Origin of the sequence: Pseudomonas sp. UBA5706 (assembly GCF_002419965.1) — a bacterium.
Lineage (GTDB): Bacteria > Pseudomonadota > Gammaproteobacteria > Pseudomonadales > Pseudomonadaceae > Aquipseudomonas.
In genome coordinates this window covers 170,076-192,074 of the sequence record NZ_DIHC01000046.1, presented here as the reverse complement: position 1 = coordinate 192,074, position 21,999 = coordinate 170,076, and the positions used below count along the sequence as shown (strand labels likewise).

Annotated in this window: 22 protein-coding genes, 1 tRNA gene and 3 pseudogenes; 11 read left to right on the top strand and 15 right to left on the bottom strand. The window is 59.0% G+C overall.

The features are described from left to right. Positions 1-65 precede the first annotated feature (65 nt). The 6 genes from B3I26_RS24100 (at position 66) to B3I26_RS24075 (ending at position 5,910) form a co-directional block, all read left to right on the top strand. Positions 66-890, top strand: coding sequence for an ABC transporter substrate-binding protein (locus tag B3I26_RS24100; RefSeq protein WP_296261397.1), 825 nt, complete (start codon positions 66-68; stop codon positions 888-890). A 67-nt stretch (positions 891-957) separates the two neighbouring features. Next, a complete protein-coding gene (locus tag B3I26_RS24095) occupies positions 958-1,683 on the top strand; it encodes an amino acid ABC transporter permease (protein WP_296261395.1) in 726 nt (241 codons plus the stop codon). Between the two features lie 12 nt (positions 1,684-1,695). Beyond that, complete coding sequence (locus B3I26_RS24090; protein WP_296261394.1) at positions 1,696-2,460, top strand: amino acid ABC transporter ATP-binding protein; 765 nt, start codon at positions 1,696-1,698, stop codon at positions 2,458-2,460. Positions 2,461-2,471: 11 nt separating this feature from the next. Beyond that, on the top strand, positions 2,472-3,641 hold the full coding sequence (locus B3I26_RS24085) for a M20 family metallopeptidase (protein ID WP_296261393.1): 1,170 nt from the start codon (positions 2,472-2,474) through the stop codon (positions 3,639-3,641). Beyond that, positions 3,638-4,735 (top strand): mandelate racemase/muconate lactonizing enzyme family protein, encoded by a 1,098-nt coding sequence (locus tag B3I26_RS24080; protein WP_296261391.1) that lies wholly within the window; start codon positions 3,638-3,640, stop codon positions 4,733-4,735. Before B3I26_RS24085 ends, B3I26_RS24080 begins: the two co-directional genes overlap by 4 nt. Continuing rightward, positions 4,735-5,910 carry a M24 family metallopeptidase gene (locus tag B3I26_RS24075; RefSeq protein WP_296261390.1) on the top strand — a complete coding sequence of 392 codons (1,176 nt, stop codon included), beginning with the start codon at positions 4,735-4,737 and terminating at the stop codon, positions 5,908-5,910. Before B3I26_RS24080 ends, B3I26_RS24075 begins: the two co-directional genes overlap by 1 nt. A 52-nt stretch (positions 5,911-5,962) precedes the next feature. Here the strand turns inward: B3I26_RS24075 and B3I26_RS24070 are convergent, their stop codons facing one another. From B3I26_RS24070 to B3I26_RS24060, 3 genes are all read right to left on the bottom strand, one after another. Then, entirely contained in the window at positions 5,963-7,168 is a 1,206-nt protein-coding gene (locus tag B3I26_RS24070; RefSeq protein ID WP_296261388.1) for a pyridoxal phosphate-dependent aminotransferase, read from the bottom strand. Between the two features lie 107 nt (positions 7,169-7,275). Continuing rightward, positions 7,276-8,061, bottom strand: a complete 786-nt coding sequence (locus B3I26_RS24065) for an SDR family oxidoreductase (RefSeq protein ID WP_296261385.1) — start codon at positions 8,059-8,061, stop codon at positions 7,276-7,278. Between the two features lie 40 nt (positions 8,062-8,101). After that, the gene (locus B3I26_RS24060; RefSeq protein ID WP_296261383.1) at positions 8,102-9,055 is read right to left on the bottom strand and encodes a GntR family transcriptional regulator; all 954 of its coding nucleotides are present in this window, start codon (positions 9,053-9,055) and stop codon (positions 8,102-8,104) included. 174 nt (positions 9,056-9,229) lie between these two features. Here B3I26_RS24060 and B3I26_RS24055 point away from each other — a divergent pair, with 174 nt between their 5' ends. After that, the gene (locus B3I26_RS24055; RefSeq protein WP_296261382.1) at positions 9,230-10,153 is read left to right on the top strand and encodes a dihydrodipicolinate synthase family protein; all 924 of its coding nucleotides are present in this window, start codon (positions 9,230-9,232) and stop codon (positions 10,151-10,153) included. A gap of 368 nt (positions 10,154-10,521) precedes the next feature. Here the strand turns inward: B3I26_RS24055 and B3I26_RS24050 are convergent. The 5 genes and pseudogenes from B3I26_RS24050 to B3I26_RS24030 all read right to left on the bottom strand — a co-directional run bounded on the left by B3I26_RS24050 (position 10,522) and on the right by B3I26_RS24030 (position 13,510). Next, positions 10,522-10,832, bottom strand: a pseudogene (locus B3I26_RS24050) (ArsC/Spx/MgsR family protein). 74 nt (positions 10,833-10,906) lie between these two features. Beyond that, positions 10,907-11,148: pseudogene (locus tag B3I26_RS24045) on the bottom strand (arsenical resistance protein ArsH); the annotation flags it as partial. 47 nt (positions 11,149-11,195) lie between these two features. Beyond that, a complete protein-coding gene (locus tag B3I26_RS24040; RefSeq protein WP_296261381.1) occupies positions 11,196-12,488 on the bottom strand; it encodes an arsenic transporter in 1,293 nt (430 codons plus the stop codon). 292 nt (positions 12,489-12,780) lie between these two features. After that, complete coding sequence (locus B3I26_RS24035) at positions 12,781-13,086, bottom strand: PaaI family thioesterase (RefSeq protein ID WP_296261380.1); 306 nt, start codon at positions 13,084-13,086, stop codon at positions 12,781-12,783. Between the two features lie 16 nt (positions 13,087-13,102). Further along, positions 13,103-13,510 (bottom strand): hypothetical protein, encoded by a 408-nt coding sequence (locus B3I26_RS24030; RefSeq protein ID WP_296261378.1) that lies wholly within the window; start codon positions 13,508-13,510, stop codon positions 13,103-13,105. A 2-nt stretch (positions 13,511-13,512) separates the two neighbouring features. On the opposite strand from B3I26_RS24030, the gene B3I26_RS29005 reads away from it, so the two are divergent. Together B3I26_RS29005 and B3I26_RS24025 are read left to right on the top strand one after the other, a co-directional pair. Continuing rightward, positions 13,513-14,013, top strand: coding sequence for an aminotransferase class I/II-fold pyridoxal phosphate-dependent enzyme (locus tag B3I26_RS29005; RefSeq protein WP_409522025.1), 501 nt, complete (start codon positions 13,513-13,515; stop codon positions 14,011-14,013). Positions 14,014-14,016: 3 nt separating this feature from the next. Further along, a pseudogene (locus tag B3I26_RS24025) lies at positions 14,017-14,501 on the top strand (ATP-dependent Clp protease ATP-binding subunit); the annotation flags it as partial. Positions 14,502-14,644: 143 nt separating this feature from the next. Here B3I26_RS24025 and B3I26_RS24020 read toward each other — a convergent pair. The 5 genes from B3I26_RS24020 to B3I26_RS24000 form a co-directional block, all read right to left on the bottom strand. Then, a tRNA-Gly gene (locus tag B3I26_RS24020) sits at positions 14,645-14,720 on the bottom strand. Between the two features lie 60 nt (positions 14,721-14,780). Next, positions 14,781-15,341 (bottom strand): CDP-diacylglycerol--glycerol-3-phosphate 3-phosphatidyltransferase, encoded by a 561-nt coding sequence (pgsA, locus tag B3I26_RS24015; protein ID WP_296261377.1) that lies wholly within the window; start codon positions 15,339-15,341, stop codon positions 14,781-14,783. A 32-nt stretch (positions 15,342-15,373) separates the two neighbouring features. Beyond that, complete coding sequence (uvrC, locus tag B3I26_RS24010; protein WP_296261411.1) at positions 15,374-17,197, bottom strand: excinuclease ABC subunit UvrC; 1,824 nt, start codon at positions 17,195-17,197, stop codon at positions 15,374-15,376. A gap of 1 nt (position 17,198) precedes the next feature. After that, the gene (gene gacA, locus B3I26_RS24005; protein ID WP_296261376.1) at positions 17,199-17,843 is read right to left on the bottom strand and encodes a response regulator transcription factor GacA; all 645 of its coding nucleotides are present in this window, start codon (positions 17,841-17,843) and stop codon (positions 17,199-17,201) included. A 190-nt stretch (positions 17,844-18,033) separates the two neighbouring features. Beyond that, positions 18,034-18,399 carry a helix-turn-helix domain-containing protein gene (locus tag B3I26_RS24000; RefSeq protein ID WP_296261374.1) on the bottom strand — a complete coding sequence of 122 codons (366 nt, stop codon included), beginning with the start codon at positions 18,397-18,399 and terminating at the stop codon, positions 18,034-18,036. Between the two features lie 81 nt (positions 18,400-18,480). Here B3I26_RS24000 and B3I26_RS23995 point away from each other — a divergent pair, with 81 nt between their 5' ends. Beyond that, positions 18,481-18,723 (top strand): DNA-binding protein, encoded by a 243-nt coding sequence (locus B3I26_RS23995; RefSeq protein ID WP_296261372.1) that lies wholly within the window; start codon positions 18,481-18,483, stop codon positions 18,721-18,723. Between the two features lie 98 nt (positions 18,724-18,821). On the opposite strand, the gene B3I26_RS23990 is transcribed toward B3I26_RS23995, so the two are convergent. Together B3I26_RS23990 and B3I26_RS23985 are read right to left on the bottom strand one after the other, a co-directional pair. Continuing rightward, complete coding sequence (locus B3I26_RS23990; RefSeq protein WP_296261371.1) at positions 18,822-19,283, bottom strand: GNAT family N-acetyltransferase; 462 nt, start codon at positions 19,281-19,283, stop codon at positions 18,822-18,824. Further along, positions 19,284-20,057 (bottom strand): carbon-nitrogen hydrolase family protein, encoded by a 774-nt coding sequence (locus B3I26_RS23985; RefSeq protein ID WP_296261370.1) that lies wholly within the window; start codon positions 20,055-20,057, stop codon positions 19,284-19,286. It abuts the gene before it with no gap. A 677-nt stretch (positions 20,058-20,734) separates the two neighbouring features. Here B3I26_RS23985 and B3I26_RS23980 point away from each other — a divergent pair. Then, on the top strand, positions 20,735-21,820 hold the full coding sequence (locus B3I26_RS23980) for a 3-deoxy-7-phosphoheptulonate synthase (protein ID WP_296261369.1): 1,086 nt from the start codon (positions 20,735-20,737) through the stop codon (positions 21,818-21,820). Positions 21,821-21,999 lie beyond the last annotated feature (179 nt).

Genomic DNA, 21,999 nt, shown 5'->3' with positions numbered 1-21,999 from the left:
ACTTTTGGTTTATTTGCACTAATTGATACAAGTAGTGCAATGAATTTTCAGTCTTGGAGATTGACATGACGACATCACTGCGCCCGAGCTTGCGCTCCCTCACGCTGGTATCCACGCTATTGGCAGCACCCTGGGTCAATGCGGCGACCGACGCCGCGCTGCCATTGGTTACACCCGGCCAACTCACTTACGGCACTGCGGCGACCTTCGCGCCCTTCGAATTCCAGGCCGATGGCAAGCTGACCGGCTTCGACATCGACATGATCGAGGCCATTGGCAAAAAGCTCGCCCTCAAGCCCGCGGCCATGAACATGGAGTTTCAGGGGCTGATCCCGGGCCTGCAGGGCAAACGCCTGGACCTGATCAATTCGGCTATGTACATGAATGAAGCGCGGGCCGCGCAGGTCGATTTCGTGCCCTACCTGCGGATCGGCAATCAGGTCGTTGTCACGCAGGACAACCCGGCACAGGTCACGGGCCGGGACAACTCATTGTGCGGCAAAACCCTCGCGGTGACGTTGGGCGGCATTGAAGAAACCTACGCGCGTCAGGACGACCAGCGCTGTCGCAGCACCGGCCTGAAGGCGGTGAGCGTGCAAACCCTGCCGACCGCTCAGGCAACCGCGTTGAGCCTGCGCCAGGGCCGTGCCGACGCCATTTTCGAATCGACGCCAGGCGTTGTGCAGTTATTGCGCGAAGTGCCTGACGTCTACAAAACCGTAGGTCCGGAGTTCGAATCGGACACACGCATCGGCATGGCCGTGACCAAGGGCGACACCGCCATGAGCGCCGCCTTGCAAGGCGCGCTCAAAGCGATGGTCGCGGACGGCACCTACAAACAGATCATCGAAAAATGGAAGTTTCCCGAGACCGTATCGCTGTTCGACTGACGCCAATCACCCCAAGCCCAGGCGCCGAACGTACTCGGCGCAAGGCTGAGTTCATTGAGGAGGCATCATGTCATTTGAACTGGTCCTGCAATACCTGATATCCCCGGCGTTCTTTCATGGGGCCCTGACCACCTTGCTGATCACGCTCTACTCGCTGGTGTTCGGCGTCGCTGTAGGCGTGATCGTTGCCTTGCTTCAGGACAGCAACACCCGGATGGGCCGCACCCTGGCGTGGGCTTATTTGTGGCTGTTCAGAGGCACACCGGTGCTGTTTCAGATCATCTTCATCTACAACGTCCTGCCCACCTTTGGCATTCGTCTGTCAGCAATGGTCAGTGCGGTATTGGCGCTGTCGCTGAACGAGGGTGCCTACATGGCTGAGATCATTCGTTCGGGCCTTCAGGCCGTGAAAAAAGGCCAGCGTACCGCGGCCCTGGCGCTGGGCATGAAGCCCTTCGCCGTGATGCGCCACGTGGTCATCCCGCAGGCGGCCCGAATGATCCTGCCACCCATCGGCAACCAGATGGTCGGCATGCTCAAGCTCAGCGCGCTGGTCTCGGTGGTGGCCGTTGAGGAGTTGATGCTGGTGGCCAACCAGACCGCCAGCTCGAACTTCCGTTATTTCGAAGCGCTCACCGCAGCGGGCATCTATTACCTGGCCCTGACCACGCTGTTCATGGGCGTACAGGCGCTGATCGAACGCAGGCTTGATCCCAAACAGCGCCGCAAAGGGCCACGCACCAGCCTGACCGAACGCATGCTGGGCACATCGCGCGGCGCAACCGTCCGCTAGGAGAAACCGATCATGCAAAAATCTCTCTGGGCTTCAGCCAAGGACAAGCCACTGCTGGAGCTCATCGGCATCGACAAAAGCTACGGCCCTTTCAAGGTCCTCAAGAACTGTTCGTTGAACGTCAACAGCGGTGAGACCGTGGTGATCATCGGCCCTTCGGGATCGGGCAAGTCCACCCTGCTGCGCTGCGTCAATCAATTGGAACCGGCCGACGGCGGCGACCTGTTTTTCGAGGGTCGGCGTATCGATTACGACCGACGCAATGTGCATCTGCTGCGGCGCGATATCGGCATGGTGTTTCAGAATTTCGAGCTCTTCTCCCATCTGTCCGTGGTGGAAAACATCATGCTCGCGCCGATGAACGTGCTCGGCATGAGCCGCGCCGATGCGCATGACATTGCCATCGGGTTATTGGGCAAGGTGCGCATTCCGGAAAAGGCCGACGCCTATCCGGACGAGATTTCCGGCGGCCAACAGCAACGCGTGGCCATCGCTCGTTCGCTGGCCATGAAACCCAAGGTCATGCTCTACGACGAGCCGACCTCGGCCCTGGACCCGGAGATGATCCGTGAGGTCGTCGATGTCATGGCCGAACTGTCCAGCGACGGCATGACCAGCCTGGTCGTGACCCATGAGATGGGGTTCGCCCGCAGAGCGGCAGATCGCATCGTCTTCATGGAAAGCGGCGAGATCATCGAAAACACCAGCAAAGACGATTTTTTCGGCGGCGCGGTCAACCCGCGTACCCGTCATTTCCTCGATCAGATCCTGCACTGAGATCCCAGCAAATGAATCAGCAACCCGACTTCCCCCGCATGAAACTCGACCTCGCCGCGCTGGTGGCGATCAATACCGAAAACCCGCCGGGTCACGAACTCGAAGCCGCCCGCCATTTGCAGGTGCTGCTGGCGGCGGAAGGTTTTGACCTGTCGTTGTCAGAATACAAACCGGGCCGCGTCAACGTCATCGCGACTTACGCCAATGGCCCTGGCCCAACCTTCGCCTTTAATACCCACATCGACACGGTACCGGCCGGTGAAGGCTGGCGAACTGACCCGTTTGTGCTGCACGAGGCCGATGGCAAGTTGTATGGTCGCGGCAGTTGTGATGCCAAAGGGCCGATGGTCGCCATGATCGAAGCCGCGCGCATGCTGATCGCCTGCCGCGAGCAGTGGTCCGGCACGCTGATGGCCGTGTTCACCGCCGATGAGGAAATCGCCAGCGAAGGCGCCAAGCATTATGTCGCCCATCAACCGCCGCACATCGACTTCGCCGTGATTGGCGAGCCCACCTCCAACGCCGCGTTCACCGCACACAAGGGCAGCCTGCGCCCGCTGGTCCGCGTTCACGGCGTCACCGCACATTCCGGCACGCCCCATTTGGGAGAGAACGCCATTTACCGAGCCGGCCAGTTATTGGGGCTGATCGAGCAACATCACGAACACTCGGTGAAATGCCACTCTCATGCTCTGGTGGGCCAAGCCAGCCTGACCGTTACTCGCATCAATGGTGGGCACGCCGATAACGTGCTGCCCGGCGCTTGCGATCTGCTGCTGGACCGGCGCATGGTGCCCGGTGAAAGCGAAGAGGAAGTCAAAGCGGAAATCGATCAGTTGCTGGCGTTGGCCAAGGAGCGTTTCGGCGTCCGTGCCGAGGTCCTGAAATATATCCCCACCACCGGTGGCGCCACAGAAACAGCATTGGCCGAGCCCATTGTTCAGGCCAGCCTGGCGGCCTGTCGCGAGCACAACAAAGGCAACGCCGGCCCGTTCGGTTTCCAGGGGGGGTGTGACCTGGTGCATTTCCGCAGCCTGGGAACCACCGGGACTGTCATTGGCCCAGGAACCCTGGCCGTGGCGCACAAGCCTGATGAATTCGTACCGATCGACGAATTCATCGCGGCCGCCTTGATCTATCGGGACATCGCCCTGCGGATGCTGCCGCTGGAATCGGCATGACACTCAAGGCCTCCCTGCGTCGGGCCGATTTGCACTACGGCAATGGCGTGCATTTGCACACTGCGGCGTCCGGCAGTGTCGGCGAACTGCAAGCGTTGTATTTGTGCCTGGACGACGGCCAGCATCAGGCCGTCGGAGAAGTGCGGATCAACATCGCCTATCTCAACGGGTACGCTGCTGAGCAGGTGGTCGCTCAGGCGTTACAAGCGCTCGCCATGCTGCCATGGAGCAGTAACCCCTCTGATTTGCTGAGGCAGATGCCGGAGTGGGCAGCCAGCCTGAGCATGCCGGTGCGCAACCTGATCGATTGCGCGCTTCATGACTTGCTCGCCCGCCGCGCCGGCCTGCCGCTGGCGCAGTGGCTGGGCGCCCCTGTCTCGGACATTCGTTACGCCAGCAACCAGACGCTTTTCTGGTCGCCGTTCGATGTTTTCCTCGCGCAGGCGGATGCCTATGTAAAACGAGGCTTTCGCGACCTGAAGGTGCGCATTGCCGTCGGGACCCTCGAGGAGGACCTCGTGCGCCTGCAGGCCCTGCGAGACCGTTTTGGCGACAAAGTGAAAATAGCCGTCGATGTCAACGGTCAGTGGCCAGAGCAGCACGCGCTGAAACACCTCCAAGCGCTGGCCCGGTTCAACCTGGCCTACGTCGAACAACCGATTGCCGCAGGGAGCTGGGATGCACTGGAGCAGCTTGCGCAGCATAGCCCGCTGCCGCTGATGGTCGATGAAAGCCTGGCGAGCGGCGAGGACGTGGACCGCCTCTGCGAGTTGGGCGGCAAGCTGTGGGCACACCTCAAGCTGGTGAAAATCGGCGGTATCGCCCCTTGCCTTTCGGCCGCCCGACAACTGGCCAATGCCTCGGTCCCGTACATGATCGGACAAATGAATGAAGGCGCCGCAGCCACCGCGGCGGCACTGCACGTGGCCTGCGCAAGCACCCCGCGTTTCGCCGAACTGTATGGCGCCGATGGCCTGTGCGACGACCCGGCAGCCCCCCTGCTCTATCGCGACGGTGACGCCCGATTGCCCACGGCACCCGGATTGGGCATCACCCTCAACCTCGAAAAAACTGAACTGATTCGGAGTTTCTGATGAACCAAGCGCGCCCCATCAACGTACGTCAAGGCAGCGAATCGGCTTTCGCTGCCAGCGAATATGCCGAGCGCGTTCGCCGCGCCAAAGCCAATCTGGTGCAGGCGGACATCGACGTGATGATCGTGACCGGACCGGAGAATATTTTCTATCTCACCGGCCAGCAGACACCGGGCTACTACACCTTTCAGGCACTCGTGCTGCCGGTCGACGGCGAGCCGATGTTCGTGATTCGCCAGCTCGAATATTTCAATTTCATCGCCAACACCTTTATCAGTGACGCCTCTGTGTACCTGGACGGCGATGACCCTGTGAGCTTTCTGGTCGCGGCCATCGAACAAAAAGGCTGGAGCAATCGCCGTATTGCCATCGACAAGCGAGGATGGTTCCTGCCTATCGCGGTCTATGAGGCTCTGCAAGGCAAGCTGGGCACTGTGCATGACGCCGCCGGGGTGATTGAAAAACTGCGCGCGGTGAAATCCTCCGCCGAAGTGGAAAAACTCGAATTTGCCGCCCGTTATGTCGATGCCGGCATGCGCGCAGGCATGGATGCGGTGAAAGCCGGTGCCAGTGAAAACGACCTGGTGGCTGCGATGCTGCAGGCCTCGATTGCCGCTGGTTCCGAATACATGGGCATGGAACCGTTGGTGTCGAGCGGCCCGCGCACCGGCATCCCGCATGGCACCTGGCGTCGACGCGTTCTGCAAGCGGGAGAGCCGGCCTTTCTCGAAATGGCGGCCAGCCATGACCGCTATCATGCCGCGTTGATGCGCTGCGCCTGGCTCGGCAAGCCGCCCGCCATCGCCATTGAAATGGAAAAAGTCTGCCAGCAAGCGCTGCAAGCGGCGCTGGACACCCTGCGCCCCGGCGAGCCTTGCGAGGCTTCACACATCGCTTGCCAGGCGGTCATCGATCGTGCCGGATTCACCGATGCCTTCAAGAAGCGTACGGGTTATTCGGTGGGTATTTCGTTTGCGCCCGACTGGGGCGAAGGGTCGATTCTGAGCCTGTACAGCGGCGTGAAGACCGAGCTTGAGCCCGGCATGAGCTTTCACATTCCGCCCGCCCTGCGCATCTACGGCGAATTTACCGTGGGCGTGAGCGAGACGGTGGTCATTACCGAAACCGGCTATCGCGTGCTGGGCAGCCTTGAGCGGCCATTGCGGCAAATCTGATCGTCCCCTATCGACAGTCCGGTGGCTGGATAACCACCGGAATGTCAAATGTTCACTTCAACTGCGCACAGGCTTGCTCAAGCCGCTGACAGGCGTCACCTAGCACTTGGTCATCCACCGCATAAGCAATGCGCAAATAACCCGGCGCACCGAATGCCGAGCCATGCACGGTCCCGACGTTCGCCGCGTCCAGCAAATAACTGGCGAAGTCGAAGTCATCGGCAATGAGTTTGCCGCCGGGCGTCTTTTTGCCGTACATGCCCTGACAATTCACGAACAGATAGAACGCCCCTTCCGGCATGGCACATTCCAGGCCTGCAATCCGCGCGAGACTGTCCAGCACTCGGTCACGCCGTTCGGCAAGTCGATCGATCCAGCCCTCGATGAACGTTGTACCACCGTCAAGCGCGGCTATCGCAGCCGCCTGAGAGATCGAACTGGGGTTGGAAGTGCTTTGCGACTGCAGGACCTGCAGCGCATCGATCAGCCATTTCGGGCCACCGGCGTAGCCAATGCGCCAACCCGTCATCGAAAACGCTTTGGAAAGCCCGTTGACCGTCAGCGTGCGTGGTCGCAGCAGCGGCTCGACCTGCGCGGGGGTGAAAAATGGCCGACCGAAACGGGTGTGTTCGTAGATGTCGTCGGCCAGGACCAGGACATGCTCGTGCCGTAGCAACACATCGGTCAGTGCCTTGATTTCATCCTGGCTGTATACCGCGCCGGTTGGATTATTGGGCGAGTTAAGCAACACCCATCGGGTCCGCGGCGTGATAGCGGCCTCAAGGGCCTCGGGCTGTAACTTCCAGCCATCGGATTCGTGGCACTGCACGATCCGGGTCTCGCCCTCGGCCAATGAAACCATGTCGGGGTAGGAAACCCAGTAAGGCGCCGGGACAATGACCTCGTCGCCGGCATTCAGGGTAGCCATCAGGGCGTTAAAGATCAGTTGCTTGGCGCCTGCTCCGGCAATCACTTCGCCAGCGTTATAGACCAGCCCGTTCTCGCGACTGAATTTGTCGATAATCGACTGCTTCAGGCGCGCGCTGCCGGGGACCGCCGTGTATTTGGTTTCCCCGGCATTGATCGCATCGATTCCTGCCTGAGCGATGTGCGCGGGTGTGGGAAAATCCAGTTCCCCCTCGCCCAGATTGATCACCGAATGGCCCGCCGCCGTTAAAGCGCGCACCTTGTCGGAGATTTCTGCTGTCGGAGAAGGACGTACGCGGCGCATTCGCTGCGCCAGAACCGCTTGGAACATTTCAGTCACCTTTGGTTTTTGCACATGTTGATACATTTAAAACAACAGGTGGCATGGAAAAAGCTCGACTGCCCAGTCAGCGGAGGATGAGTCAGGATCCAGTGGGTTTAAATGCTGCGAATCAGGCCGCCATCGACCCGCAAAGAAGTACCGGTGATGTAGCTCGCTCGGGCGCTGGCCAGGAAGATAACCGCGTCGGCAAACTCGGACGGCTCGCCATAGCGGCCGACCGCGATGGTGCTGCGCGAGGCCGTGGCGATGGCCTCGGTGGTGGAGCCGGCGCGCTTGGCAGCCGCCTGGTCCAGCTCGCCGACGCGGGCGGTGGCAATGCGTCCGGGAATCACCGAGTTGACGGTGACGCCCTCGGCGGCCACTTCATTGGCCAGGGTTTTAGACCAGCCCATGATGCTGGCGCGCAAGGTGTTGGAGATCCCCAGATTGGGAATCGGTTGCACCACCCCGGAAGACACGACATTGATGATGCGCCCCCAGCCCCGTTCGCGCATGCCAGGCAAAATGCTGGCAGTGACTTCAAACAGCGCGCAGACCATGCTGTCGAACGCAGCCTGCCACTGGCGGGTTTCAACAGCGCACACGGCACCCGGTGCAGGACCGCCACCGTTATTGATCAGAATGTCGTAACCGCGCCCGTCGGCTAACAGTCGATCCAACGCGCCACGACGCTGTTCGGGATCGGCCAGGTCCAGCACCAGATAGTCCGCATGGGCACCTGAATCGCTCAGTTTGCGCGCCTCTTCGGCCAGCACGTCATGACCACGACCACACAACGTAACGGCAACCCCCTCAGCGGTAAGACCCTGCGCAATCGCCAAACCCAGACCACGGCTTGAGCCCAGCACCAGCGCACGTTTACCTCGCAAACCTAATTCCATGAAGCCCTCTCTCAACGTAAGGACCAGCGCCTGGCAGGCGCTAGCCGGAAATGGGAACATCCGCCACCTGACGGGGTGGGCGGAGGTCGGCCGAGGCTTTGCGCGTCGGCTTTTTGCCGGGTTGCGCCGCAGTGTCAGCGTGGGTCAGGTGTTTGCGCATCAGCTCGCTGGCATCGGCGTAGCGACCGCTGGCGACTGCATCGATAATTGCCAGATGCTCGGCGCACCAGTCGCGCACTCGGCGCCGGTTGGCATAGCCTGCAAACTCGAGCAACTTGCGCAGCCGGTTCTGTTGCTGAATGGCCTGAATCACAAAGGTATTGCCGCCGAACTCGGCGAACATTTCGTGAAACCGCGCGTCGGTTTCGAACAACTGGGCATTGCTGACCGTCGCCGAGTCCGAATGACTGGCCAGATACAGATGCTGCAATCGTGAACGCTCAAGCGCCGCGGCATCAGCCCTGAACTGCGGTTGCAGGAAGTTCGCCGGCTCCACCATCAGGCGGAACTGGTAGCCGCTGCGTAATGCCGCTTCATCCAGTGTCGGCAAGAAGCTCCAGCCGTGTCCTTTGTTGCGAATCAGCAACCCGTCTTCCGCCATGCGCGTCAGGGTTTTCATTAGCGTGACCCGGTCGACGTCGTAGCGTGTGGCGATTTCCGTCTGCGTTACCGAATGAGCGATCGCGCCGCTAAGCCGATCATTGACCAGACGTTCATACAGCGATTCCTCGACGCTGGAGGACACGCTCAACTCCACTCGCTGCAGCGCATCGAACGCCTTGAGCAGGAAAAACCCCTGATGCCGGCGAGTTTCGACGATGCCCTCCTCGACCAGAAGCTTCAAGGCGTTACGGGTAGGCGTGCGGGAAACGCCGAGCAAATCGGCAATCTGTTGCTCGCGCAAATGATGGCCAGGCTCGAAGCGCGCCTTACGCACGAAATCAAGAATCTGGTTAGCCAGACGACGGCTGTTCTGGCCCGGTAACGACGCCATGGAAGGTGAACCTCGACAATAAAGAGTGCGCACATCCTACCAAGGACGCCCACAGGTCTGCTTAGAAGCAAATGAACGACCGAGCGTCATCGTCGGCAGAAATTCATTGTACATATGAGCACAGATAATACAATATCTGCTCACCCCGATGTCCAGCCTCCAAAGGATCCACGCATGCAAACCATTCAAGAATGTCGCGAACGCCTTCACGGGATCTTTAACATCACCGTCACCCCCTTCACTGCAAATGGCGATTTCGATTACGCGGCGATGGCCGAAAATATCGAGCGCGTCATCGAGCTGGGTTATGACGGCTTGCTGATCGGCGGAACGTACGGCGAGTTTCCGGTCATGACCTGTGAAGAACGCGCCGATCTGTTCCGCAAGGTGATGGCGATCGTGGGCGACCGCGTGCCGGTAATGCTCTGCACCGCGGGTTCAGACAGTCGTGTCGTGCGCGAATTGACACAGCTGGCGGGCGAGCTTGGCGGTTTGCCGATGGTCACTCCTCCCTTTGTATCGGAGATTACCGATGACCAGATCGTTAGCTTCTTCAAAGACATGGCACCGCTGTCCAGGACCGGCATCCTGATCTACAACGCGCCAGGGATCGGTATCACCCTTTCGGTTTCGGTCATTGAGCAACTGGCCAGAATCGAAGGCGTGGTGGGCTTGAAACAAGGGGATCTGACGCCTACGGTAATCGACTGCATTGCCAATAAACTGAGCGGCAAGGTTCGCCTGTTCTGTGCCTCGGACCTGGTCTTCAGCGGCCCCATGATGGCCGGCTTCGACGGCATCAGCTCGACCAACAGTGGTGCCTTGCCGGAACTGATCCTGGCGACGTTCCGTGCGTTGCAGACAGGCGATGCTACAAAAGCCATCGAATTGCATCGTCTCTGGTTCCCGTTACGCGAGCTGGCACGCAAACACGGTCAGCCGCAAACCACCAAGGCGATCATGAACCTGCGCGGATTCAAGGGTGGGTCGGTTCGTCACCCGTTGAGGGACCTGCAAGGCGCGGCGCTCGAAGAAGTAGCGCTGGCCCTGCGTGCCCTGGCCAGCGATCCGCGTTCGGCAATCGTATTACCTAAATAAGGTCTCTCTGGCAGCTGCCGAAGGAGTCGGTTCATCATCGGCAGCTGATTCAGCTTACCTTCATCCCTCTCCCATGGCGTTCCGTACGGCGTGTTGTGCACTGGTGCGATCCATGAAGCGAGGCACATGGAAATTGCCGAACAGACCGACAGCAGTGAAATCCGACCTTCTCACGATGAGCAAAGATAAACCCCTGCGGCGATCCCAAATCCTGTCTTGTCCTCGGGACGGGGGCAGCCATCAGGCTGACCCAGCGAGATAGCCTTGCACTTGCTTGACTACTTATCGAGCGGTACGGGCCACAATCAATGTAGCGCAGGCGAGCCCCGTCCAATCCCCGTAACCCACCAGCCACAGATTGTGGTACATCAACGCTGCGCTTGGGGCAGCAGGTCGAGGACTGCTTCCGAAGGACGACACAAGCGTGTCCCCAACGCGGTCTCGACGACGGGCGATTGATCAAGATGGGGTGAGCGATCATCGCATCGATGAGTTGCTCATCGGTCAGTGATGTATCGCCCAACCCCAACTCCTGGTACGGAGTGCCTTTGACGCGAAGCAAGGCTCGCACCTCGATACCCATCTCCCCGACCAGCCTGACAAGCGTAACGCGGTCAGGCGGCGTCTTTAGGTGCTCGATAACAGTCGGCTGTACTGCGCTGTTGCGGATCAGCGCCAAAGTGTTTCGAGAGGAGCCACATTGCGGGTTGTGATAGACCGTGACCTGGCTCGTGCAGTTTCCTCGCGGTGGCGTTAAATGGCGCGCTGATTGACGCGCCTGGACAGTTCTTTGGCGGATTCTTTACGCTCGCGGTATCGATCAACCAGGTAGTCCAGGCGATCGCGCAATAGCAGGGTGAACTTCATGAGCTCTTGCATCACATCCACCAGGCGTCGTCGTGTGAAGACGGTTTCATCCGCCCTGGCTCGTCGAACTCTATAAACGCCTTGGCCACCGAAGATTGGTTTGGGATGGTGAACATCCGCATCCACCGGCTAGACTCCTACAGGGGCGCCAGGCAGGCACAGGCTCGATGGTTTTTCAAAGCGAGCCCAAGCTCAGGCGCGCCGCCAGGGCGGACAAGGTGGCGACGAGGATGGGCAGGGTCAGCAGGATGCCGGTCCTGAAGTAGTAGCCCCAACTGATCTTGATGTCCTTGCTGGCGAGTACATGCAGCCATAACAGCGTGGCCAGGCTCCCAATGGGCGTGATCTTCGGACCCAGGTCACAGCCGATGAGGTTGGCGTACACCATCGCTTGCTGAACGACGCCATCCACTTCGGCGGCATGAATGGACAACGCACCCACCAGGACGGTGGGCATGTTGTTCATGATCGAAGACAGCAACGCTGTCAGTAACCCCGTACCCAGGGATGCGCCCCATACGCCGTAACCTGCGAACACGTTTAGGATCTGCGCAATGAGGTCAGTCAAGCCAGCGTTCTTCAGGCCGTAGACAACCAGATACATTCCCAGGGAAAAAATCACCACTTGCCATGGCGCCCCTTTGAGCACCTTGCCGGTGTCGATCGCATCGCCACGAGCAGCGATGACATAGAGGACAAACGCACAAGACGCCGCGATAGCGCTGATCGGCACACCCAATGGCTCGATGACGAAGAAGCCGATCAAGAGCAGCGCTAATACCCACCACCGGGCTACGAAGGTGGCACGGTCGTGAATGGCCTCGGCCGGACTGTCCAGATGATCGAGGTCATAGGTGCTGGGCAGGTCTTTGCGAAAAAACCATAGCAGCATGCTTAATGTCACTACCACGCTGACGATGTTTACGGGGACCATGATCCAGGCATATTCGTTGAAGCCAATGTGGAAGTAGTCGGCAGAAACGATATTGACCAGGTTGGAGACCACTAACGGCAAGCTCGCCGTATCGGCGATAAAACTGGCTGCCATGACAAAAGCCAGCGTTGCCGCGGGAGAAAAACGCAATGCCAGCAACATCGCGATCACGATAGGCGTGAGAATCAGCGCCGCTCCGTCATTGGCGAACAGCGCCGACACCACCGCACCCAGCAATACGAAAAATGCGAAGAGCTTACGTGTGCTTCCCGCCCCCCACCGAGCGACATGCAACGCAGCCCACTTGAAGAATCCGGCTTCATCAAGCAGTAGACTGATGATGATCACCGCGATGAAAGTCCCGGTGGCATTCCAGACGATGCGCCAGACCTGTGGTATATCTGCAAGCGTAACGACGCCTGCCAACAACGCCACGATCGCACCCAGCATTGCACTCCACCCTACCCCGAGCCCCCTGGGTTGCCAGATGACCAGCGCGATGGTGGCGATAAAGATCAGTACGGCAGTCAGCATTTCAATAACCCGGTTTGGACGTGATTCGGTTGCAGTCGTGCCTTTATACAGAGCTCGATGCAATGGCGAATGAGCCATCAACATATGGGACATCGAATATACGCAGTTTTGAATATATGGAAAATCGAATATTAACCCCGTTCCGCAGCGTGGCTCGGGAACACATAGGCATACGGGCGTTTAGAGTTGAAGCAGCCAGCGAGAGACGGCGACCCACGTGAGAAAGGGACAGTCAACGCCTGGCCAATCGGTAGCCCATCGCTGAGGGGTGAAAGCACAGGAGCGAGCGCACTTATCGCTCCCTCGCATGATCACCACGCAGCGTCATCACGGCGCTTTCAATGCTGGCCACCAATTTGCCGCCCTCGCGCTGGATATCGCACCGATAATGGTTGATTGTCTGTCCGCGGCGCGCCGTCCAGGCATGCGCGCGCAACCGGTATTGCCAGACCGGACGCAGAAATGTCGCCTTCAAGTCGATACTGGTGAAGCTCTCGTCTTGTTGTATCAGCGTGGAATGCGCTGTGCCGATGGCGGCATCTGCCAATTCGCAAAGCAGCCCGCCGTGAACGGTGCCCTGCTGGTTGCCATGGCGCACAGCGTCTGCGTCCAGTTCAAGAACAGCCATGGCTTAAGCGATAGCAACAATGCGCAACCCCAGCAATTGCGAAATCGCCATTGGATAGCGCTATGCACAGCTCAAATCCCAAGGGCTGGTCGTCGGTGAAGCCGGGCACAGTACCTTCGTGCGCGAACGACCACAGCAGCGCGAGTGTGACTGCGGCGACGAAGCTCGTTTGAGCGCTGGCGCTGTGGACTTGTCTTTTGACCACCCAACCTGGCCAGCGCAGGCCGATATGCTGCGCGACCTGGCGGGGGCCGGCGATCTGCCCGCACTCATGCACCAACCGCCTCCTGGAGGACGCCGTCATGAGCGGCAGATCGTTGCGGATTTCCTGGCAAAGGAACGGGGCATCCAGGCGCAAGCACAGCGCATCTTCCTGGTCGGCGGAGCCCAGCAAGGTTGGGAATTGCCACACGTACGCTGCTACGGCCGCATGACATAGTCGCCACTGATGCCCTGACTTATCCAGGCTTCAAGATGCTTGCACACGTCCAGGCGTTGACCCTGAAAGCCATTCCTGTTTTATCCAATGGCCCCGATCTGGATGCGCTTGATGCGTTGTGCCGTGGCCACCGGATTCGTGCGATCTATACCATGCCGACGCTGCATAACCCCTTGGGTTGGGTGCTGACGGCCACCCAGAGAGAGCAACTGGTAGATATCGCAAGATGCCACGATTATCTGCTCATCGAAGACGCCGCGTACGCGTTCCTGGCTGGCGAGACGCCGCCAGCACTGGTGGCCCTGGCCCCCCCGAGCGCACGGTTTACGTCGCTAGCGTGTCCAAGAGTCTGGCCAGCGGCCTGCGTTTCGGCTAAGTGGTGGCCCCGGAAGCCTTTGCAGTTCGCATCAAGGCCCAGATCCGAGCGAGCTTCTGGAGCCCCCGACGTTACGAGCTGAAACATGTCAGGGATTGCCATATTTGAAAGCCCACGTTGGCTACGAGATCTGCTCCGCTTCTTGCCGCTGAAGAGCCAATTCGTCCTGTCAGGTAACATCCGCGACCTGCAGGCCAGTGAAGCGGGGCCCGGTACGGTGACTGCGCAGAGCATCAACAAAACCTCTGTAATGCCCTGCTCGATGCTGGCTACACCCAAGCCATCGCCTGGGATCCCGTGTCCGGTTTCCGCGCAATCGACAAACCCGGCTCCTCCCCTGAAGCCGGTCAGACGTTGCTTCTGGAACCGGGCCTGATTCCGGTAAATGGCGCAGCACCCGCAGGTATCGATCTGCTGGGCGCCACCCTGCCACGGCTGGCGGGTCGTGCTGACGATCCTATCGCGCTGATCATCGATTTCGCCTCACGCCTGGTGGTTCGCAACGGATCCCTAAGCGCTGATGCTCATCTCGTTGCGCAAACTGCTCCAGCAACAAACCGATCCAGTCCGCTTGAGGGTTCTGGACTCAATCCTTGACTTGAACGCACCGAATAATGCTGGATTTCAGTGGTTCCCGTGAGAACGAAAAAAGGACCCGAAGGTCCTGATTTCATTCGCTTATAGAATTCATTAGAACTCTACAGCGCAATATTTGGAGCGGGAAACGAGACTCGAACTCGCGACCCCGACCTTGGCAAGGTCGTGCTCTACCAACTGAGCTATTCCCGCTTGGTGTGGGCGCCATTCTATAGATTCAAATGATGCCGTCAAGCCCTTGATTTAAAAAACTTATTTTTCTTCGGTGGTGGTACGCAAGTGCGGCCAGGCCGCTCTGAGGTATTGCACCATGGACCACAGCGTCAGCCCCGCCGCCACCATCAGCAGAACATAGCCCAGCACAACCCAGAAAGTGAACGCTGGCGGGTTGCCAAGCAAAATCACAAGCGCGAGCATCTGCGCTGCCGTTTTCCATTTGCCCAGGTTCGACACCGCCACCTGAGCGCGTGCGCCCAGTTCGGCCATCCATTCACGCAATGCCGAAATCACGATCTCACGACCGATGATGACCGCAGCTGGCAAGGTGAGCCAGAAATTGGCGTGGGCCTGCACCAGCAGCACCAGAGCGACGGCGACCATCAATTTATCGGCAACCGGATCGAGAAACGCACCAAACGGCGTGCTTTGCTCAAGGCGGCGGGCTAGATAACCGTCCAACCAGTCGGTAGCAGCCGCGAGGGCAAATACCGAACTGGCAGCCATGTAGCTCCAGTAATACGGCAAATAAAACAACAGGATGAAGATCGGAATCAGCAGGACACGTAATACGGTGATCAAATTAGGGATATTCATCGGCACAACTGGCTACGAGGTGAACAGGCATTCTACTCGCTGTGCAGGCTCGCATAAATCGACTCTGCGAGCTTTTTACTGATTCCGGGTGCCTTGGCTATTTCTTCGATGCTCGCGCGGGACAATTCCTGCAGTCCACCGAAGTGTTTGAGCAGGTCCCGGCGCCGTGTCGGCCCAACGCCAGCCACGCCTTCCAGGGTCGATGTGCGCCGTGTTTTGCCTCGGCGTGCACGGTGGCCGGTAATGGCGAAACGGTGAGCTTCGTCGCGAATCTGCTGGATCAGATGCAGCGCGGGCGAGTCGCCGCGCAGCGTGAACTCATGAGCGGCGTCATTAAGGTACAACGTCTCGAAACCGGCCTTGCGCGTGGTGCCTTTGGCAACGCCCAGCAGGATCAGGTCCGGCACGGCCAGCTCATTCATGACATCCCGAGCCATGTTCAACTGCCCCTTGCCACCATCGACCAGCAGGATGTCCGGCAGCTTGCCCTCGCCGTCCTTGATTTTACTGAAGCGTCGGGTCAACGCCTGGTGCATCGCGGCGTAGTCGTCTCCCGCCGTCACCCCCTCAATGTTGTAGCGCCGGTAATCGGATTTGATCGGGCCTTCAGGGCCGAATACCACGCAGGACGCCACCGTCGCTTCGCCGCTGGAATGGCTGATGTCGTAACATTCCAGCCGCTGCGGTGGCTCATCCAGTTTCAGTACCTCGGCCAGCGCCTCGAATCGCGCGGCAACGTGCTGTCGGTTAGCCAGGCGCGCGGCCAACGCCTGCTCGGCGTTGGTCACTGCCAGTTGCTGCCAACGGGCCCGGGTTCCGCGTACCCGATGGCTGATGGTCATTTCCTTGCCCCGGGAGGCATCGATGGCCTCGATCAGCGCAGGGAAGTCTTCATTGACCACGTTGACGATCACTTCGCTGGGTAACTCGCGCTCGCCACCGCCCAGAAAATACTGCGCCAGAAACGCCGACATGACTTCGCCAACCTCTTCCTCGATACCCACTTGAGGAAAGAAATTTTTGCTGCCCAGCACCCGCCCGCCCCGCACGCTGATCAAATGCACGCACGCACCGCCCGGGTTGACGAAGGCTGCGACGACATCGACGTCGCCACTGCCGCTTTCCATGCTTTGCTGATCCTGAACCCGACGCAATAAGCCAATCTGGTCACGCAACTCGGCAGCCTGTTCGAAATTGAGGGTCATGGCTGCCTTCTCCATGAGCATGTTCAACTCATCGGTGAGGGCATTGCTGCGCCCCTCCAGAAACATCACCGAGTGACGCACATCTTCGGCATAGACCTGTGGTTCGACAAAACCGACACAGGGCGCCTTGCAGCGCTTGATCTGATATTGCAGGCACGGCCGCGTCCGGTTCTTATAGAAACTGTCTTCACACTGACGCACGTGGAAGGTTTTTTGCAGAATGCTCAAACTTTCACGTATCGCCCCCGCGCTCGGGTATGGTCCGAAGTAACGGCCCTTGGCCTTCTTGGCGCCGCGGTGGATGCTCAGCCGTGGAAATTCGCCATCGGACAAGTGCACATAGGGATAGGATTTGTCGTCGCGCAGCAGGATGTTGTAAGGCGGGCGTGATTCCTTGATCAACGTCTGTTCCAGCAACAACGCTTCGGTTTCGTTGGCGGTAATGGTGGTTTCAATCTGAGAGATACGCGCCACCAGTGCGCCCGTTTTCGGCGCATGACCGGTTTTGCGGAAATAGCTGGCGAGGCGCTTTTTCAGGTTCTTGGCCTTGCCCACGTATAGAAGCCGGCCCTCGGTATCGAACATGCGATAGACACCGGGGCGGCCGCTGCAGGTGGCAAGAAAGGCGCTAGGATCGAACGGTTGGGTCATTTCAGGCGCTGGCATCGACCATGCCGTGACGTACGGCCAGCAAAGCAAGCTCCACGTCACTGCCGATCGAAAGCTTCTCGAAGATACGGTAGCGGTAGGTATTCACGGTTTTCGGGGAAAGGCAGAGCTTGTCAGAGATGGTTTGCACCTTTTGGCAACCCACGATCATCAGCGCGATCTGGATTTCCCGCTCCGACAAAAGATCGAATGGGGAATTGCTGGTTTGCGGCTGGAAGGACTTGAGTGCGAGCTGCTGGGCGATTTGCGGGCTGATGTAACGCTGGCCGGCGAACACCAAGCGAATGGCCTGAACCATTTCGGTCAGGCCCGCGCCCTTGGTCAGGTAGCCTGCGGCGCCGGCCTGCAGTAGCCGGGTAGGAAACGGATCCTCTTCACACACCGTAACCGCAACCACCTTCATATCCGGATGGCTGCGTATCAGTTTACGCGTGGCCTCAAGGCCGCCGATGCCAGGCATCTTGACGTCCATGAGCACCACATCGGGCTTGAGCTCGCGGGCCTTCTTCAATGCCTCCTCGCCCGACTCGGCCTGTCCGACTACCTGCAGACCATCGATGTCGGCAAGCATGCGTGTGATACCTGTCCGAACCAGATCATGGTCATCGACAACCAGCACCCTAATCAAGCAGACACCTCACGGAGCAATTCATGACGACTGCTCGTCACCATAACAAAAGAAAATACACGACCTAGCACGAAGCAATGTTCGATTGGCCATGACAAAAGACCTGTAACGATACCGACAAACTATCATCATCGACCATGAGACTTGCAAAAAATCTTCACTCGTATGAGCTGCAGCCGCCAGTGAAAAATCACTCTGCCCCCGAGCCAAACTTCTTCTCCACCGCACACGAAGCCTTATATTCCGCCAGCGTGGTTGTCAGCCGAAGAATGGCGTCCTGGTCTTCCTTTACCAGTGTCCTATAGCTTCCAAGTACCCATTCTTCTACCTCACTGAGGTTCTCGAGAGGCGCCGGAGTATGCGAACCGGTCAAGACGTACAACACATCCACACCCTTGTCTGCAACAGCCGCAAGATAGTCGGCTTTGGGGGTGCGATCACCGCTTTCGTACTTGCCTTGCGCATTGGGCTCAACACCACCGATTTCTCCAAACGCGCGCTGCGACAAACCCAAGCGCTCACGTTCTTGCCTTAGTCGGGCACCAATTCCACTCATTTGAATGCGTAACCTTATTGACTCCATCCTTACGAATGGTAGAATCCTGATTAATTGAACAAACTTGAACGGTTTTGAACTATGCCCGGAATACGCACCGCAGCACAAGCCAAGGCCTGGCTGGAACAGCAGGGCAAATCTGTTCAAGAGTTTGCTCGGGAGAACAGCGTAGACGCGGCCACGACGTATCAGATTCTTTCCGGTCGAAAAAAAGGGCGCCGCGGCGAATCACATAAAGTGGCGGTGCTGCTGGGCATGAAAATAGGCGTGATACCGACACCCTCGGCGCCGGAACCCGATGACTTGACCGATTCGCGCGAGTGAGCAGGCAAGTTAATAGGCGAACATCGACACGTTGACTAGCCAGGCATCTACTGGCATACCGGCTTTTGCGGTAAACGACAATGACTCGGCCGTTACTGTCACTGGTCTACGGCACGCTCCATCCAGAACAACGCAGGTTCTTCCCGCACCTTAAGATAGCCAAGCCTGAGATACAGCTGAGCGGCCGGGTTGCTCTTGAATACCTTCAGCCGCACGCTTGCACAACCCCTGTTGCTGGCCATCTCTGCAACGCAGGTCATGATCCATCGCCCCACGCCTGCGCCCCGGTACGCTTCAATCAGTTGCACATCCCGTACATACAAATAACTGCCTTCGATGGTCAACCCGAGAAAGCCGATTACCGTGCCTGCCCGCTCCACCCGATAACTTTCACGCTTGGGCCACTCGGCGTCGAAGGCTTCGGGTTGCCACACAAAACCGTAACGAAGGTAATAGTCGCGCATGTTGACGCGGGTCAACTCCCGGGCAAAGGCCAAGTCCTCATTGGTCGCCGGCAGCAGTCGGAGGATGTTGTCTTGCATGTCGCCTGGCGATGCCATTCAGATTTCGACCTCAAGAGTGGTTGCCTTCCAGCCATCGCCGGCACGTTGCGCGAAGAGCAATCCTTCCTCGGCGCCGGGAATTTCGGCAACCCGCTCGCCGTTTTCGTTCCAAAGCGCACTGCGCCCGCCAGATGTCCAGCCTCCGGTGATACCTGCGTGGTTGGCCATCAGCACGGCCATACGGTGCGCTCGCGCATGACCGCTGAGCAGAGCGGCGTCATGCACATAGCCGCCGCACGAGATCAGCACGCTTGCGGCGTAAATCGTCGCGCCCGCCTCGGCGGCGTTTCGTGCATGGGCGGCTTGAGTGAAATCGGCACAGATCGCCAGCCCTAGGCGTTCGCTCGAGAGATCGATCGGCGCGCCCCCGTCTCCCGCGCTAAACACTGTGTTTTCACCGTTGTGCAAGTGCTGCTTGTAATACAGCGCGAGTTCGCCCCCGGCCTGGAACACGAGCGAGGCAATCAAGACCTCGCCCGCTATTGCCGAACGGACTGGCGCGCCCACCAACGTGACCAACTTCAGCTCGCGCGCCAGATCCCGCATGGGCTGCAGCCGAGGGTCATCCGTCCGAAGCGCCAGTTCACGTGCCAGGGCGGGCTCATAGCCGGTCAATGACAGTTCTGGAAACATCAGCAAGTCTGCCCCCTGGGACGACGCCAGTTCCATGAAGCGCAGATGACGCTGTATGTTAGTTTCAATGTCCCCTGCCACCGAGCCGGATTGGGCAACGGCAAACACCGCCGCATCCGGTTTTTCGCTAACGTGCATTGCAGATCCTCCTGATCACCCGTGCCCTCGCGCATTTATTCATACCAAACTTAGCGCAATATCTACCGCTGTGCCGAAGGTTACCAGCCTGCCAGCGGGGCCGTCTGCGGATGTCTACGAAAGGGCTACCGGTCACAGTGATTGAAATTTCCAATTGAATAACCGGCCAGCGCTGAAGTATGCTCACCGACATTCAACGGAGCCCATCATGCTGCCTTCCCGCCCTCAACAGCTTCAGCGCACCGCCGACGCCTCGCTTCAGGTGACGGGCATGGCTGCGCGAGATACAGCATGCATTTCGTCTCCGGCATCTTATTTTTATGGGTATTGGTTTAGCCACTGGCGCGCCTGATACCCCACCGGCGCCCATCAATCACGGGACGCCAACCAGAGATAACTCTACCCCCGGTCGGCTCCCCGACCGGGGGTTTTGTTTTTTGGGCTGCTTAAAACCGACTAACGCTTCGAATCGAGGAAACACGACATGAACTACTGCACTGGCTACCGCAACGACATCGACTTTGCATGGCGATTTAGCAACCTCCGCTCGGGACAGCCTGCCGCCTCCGATCGGTCACTGACAGGTGGCAAACCCACGCGCAAAGCCCTTGCGACACATTGTCGAACACCCCAGTAGGTCCGAGCGGGAATCGCCCGCCGACCAGGAAGCCCTGATCATGAATTCGTCCGTCGTTGCAAAAAACCTGTCCGACCTGCCGTCCACCCGTGTAACCCTGCTGGAAAGCCACCCTGCCCCGCAACGCTTGCCGAGCACACTGACGCTGAAAAACCAGATGCCGCTCGACGCCGCGCTCATCGCGCAAGTGGCAGCCCATCGCCAATCGGTGCGCGCCATTCTTAACGGTGAAGACTCCCGCCTGCTGGTCATCGTCGGTCCCTGCTCCATCCATGATCCGCAATCTGCGCTTGAATACGCCGCGCGCCTGGCCCGTCTCGCCAATGAAGTCAGCGACCAGATGCTGCTGGTAATGCGCGCTTACGTGGAAAAACCTCGCACCACGGTGGGCTGGAAAGGCCTGGCGTACGATCCCCAGTTGAACGGCAGCGACGACATGGCTGCGGGCTTGAGCCTTTCGCGGCACCTGATGCGCGAAATGATTACCCTCGGGCTGCCGATTGCAACCGAGTTGTTGCAGCCAATGGCGGCCGGTTATTTCGACGACCTGTTGAGCTGGGTCGCCATTGGCGCGCGGACCACCGAGTCGCAAATCCACCGGGAAATGGCCAGTGGTTTGCAGATGCCAGTCGGCTTCAAGAACGGCACCGACGGCGGCATATCGGTGGCTTGCGATGCGATTCGATCGGCCGCCCACCCTCATCGGCACTTCGGACTTGATAGACATGGTCATCCTTCTATCATGCAAACCCAAGGCAACCCGGACACCCATATCGTGCTACGCGGCGGACAAAGCGGACCCAACCACGACCGAAACAGCGTGGCCAAAGTCAACGCCAGCCTGGACAAAAACCGCATTGCCGCGCGCATCATGGTTGACTGCAGTCACGCCAACAGTGGCAAAGACCCGTTGCGCCAGCCCCACGTGTTCAATGATGTGCTGCAGCAGCGTCTGGCCGGCGACAAGACCTTGATCGGCATGATGCTGGAAAGCCATCTATTCGAAGGCTGTCAGCCCTTGAGCGATTCCCTGCGCTACGGGGTTTCAGTCACCGATGGCTGCCTGAGCTGGGACGCAACCGAGCGCCTGCTGCGTGAGGCGGTTGACAACCTGCGCTACAGATAAGCACGCGATGGGAAGCGGCTCGTGCTCGTGCAGCCCGCTTCCCAAGCCCTTGTCGCTGATGACAGCGCGCCCTTCTTGACTTGCAGATTAAAGCCGTAGGACATCAAGCAACTGCCCCTCAGATCCGTCGCCAACTTTGTCCTGCTCAACGGCCAGCCCCTGAAAACCGAGCACTGGCT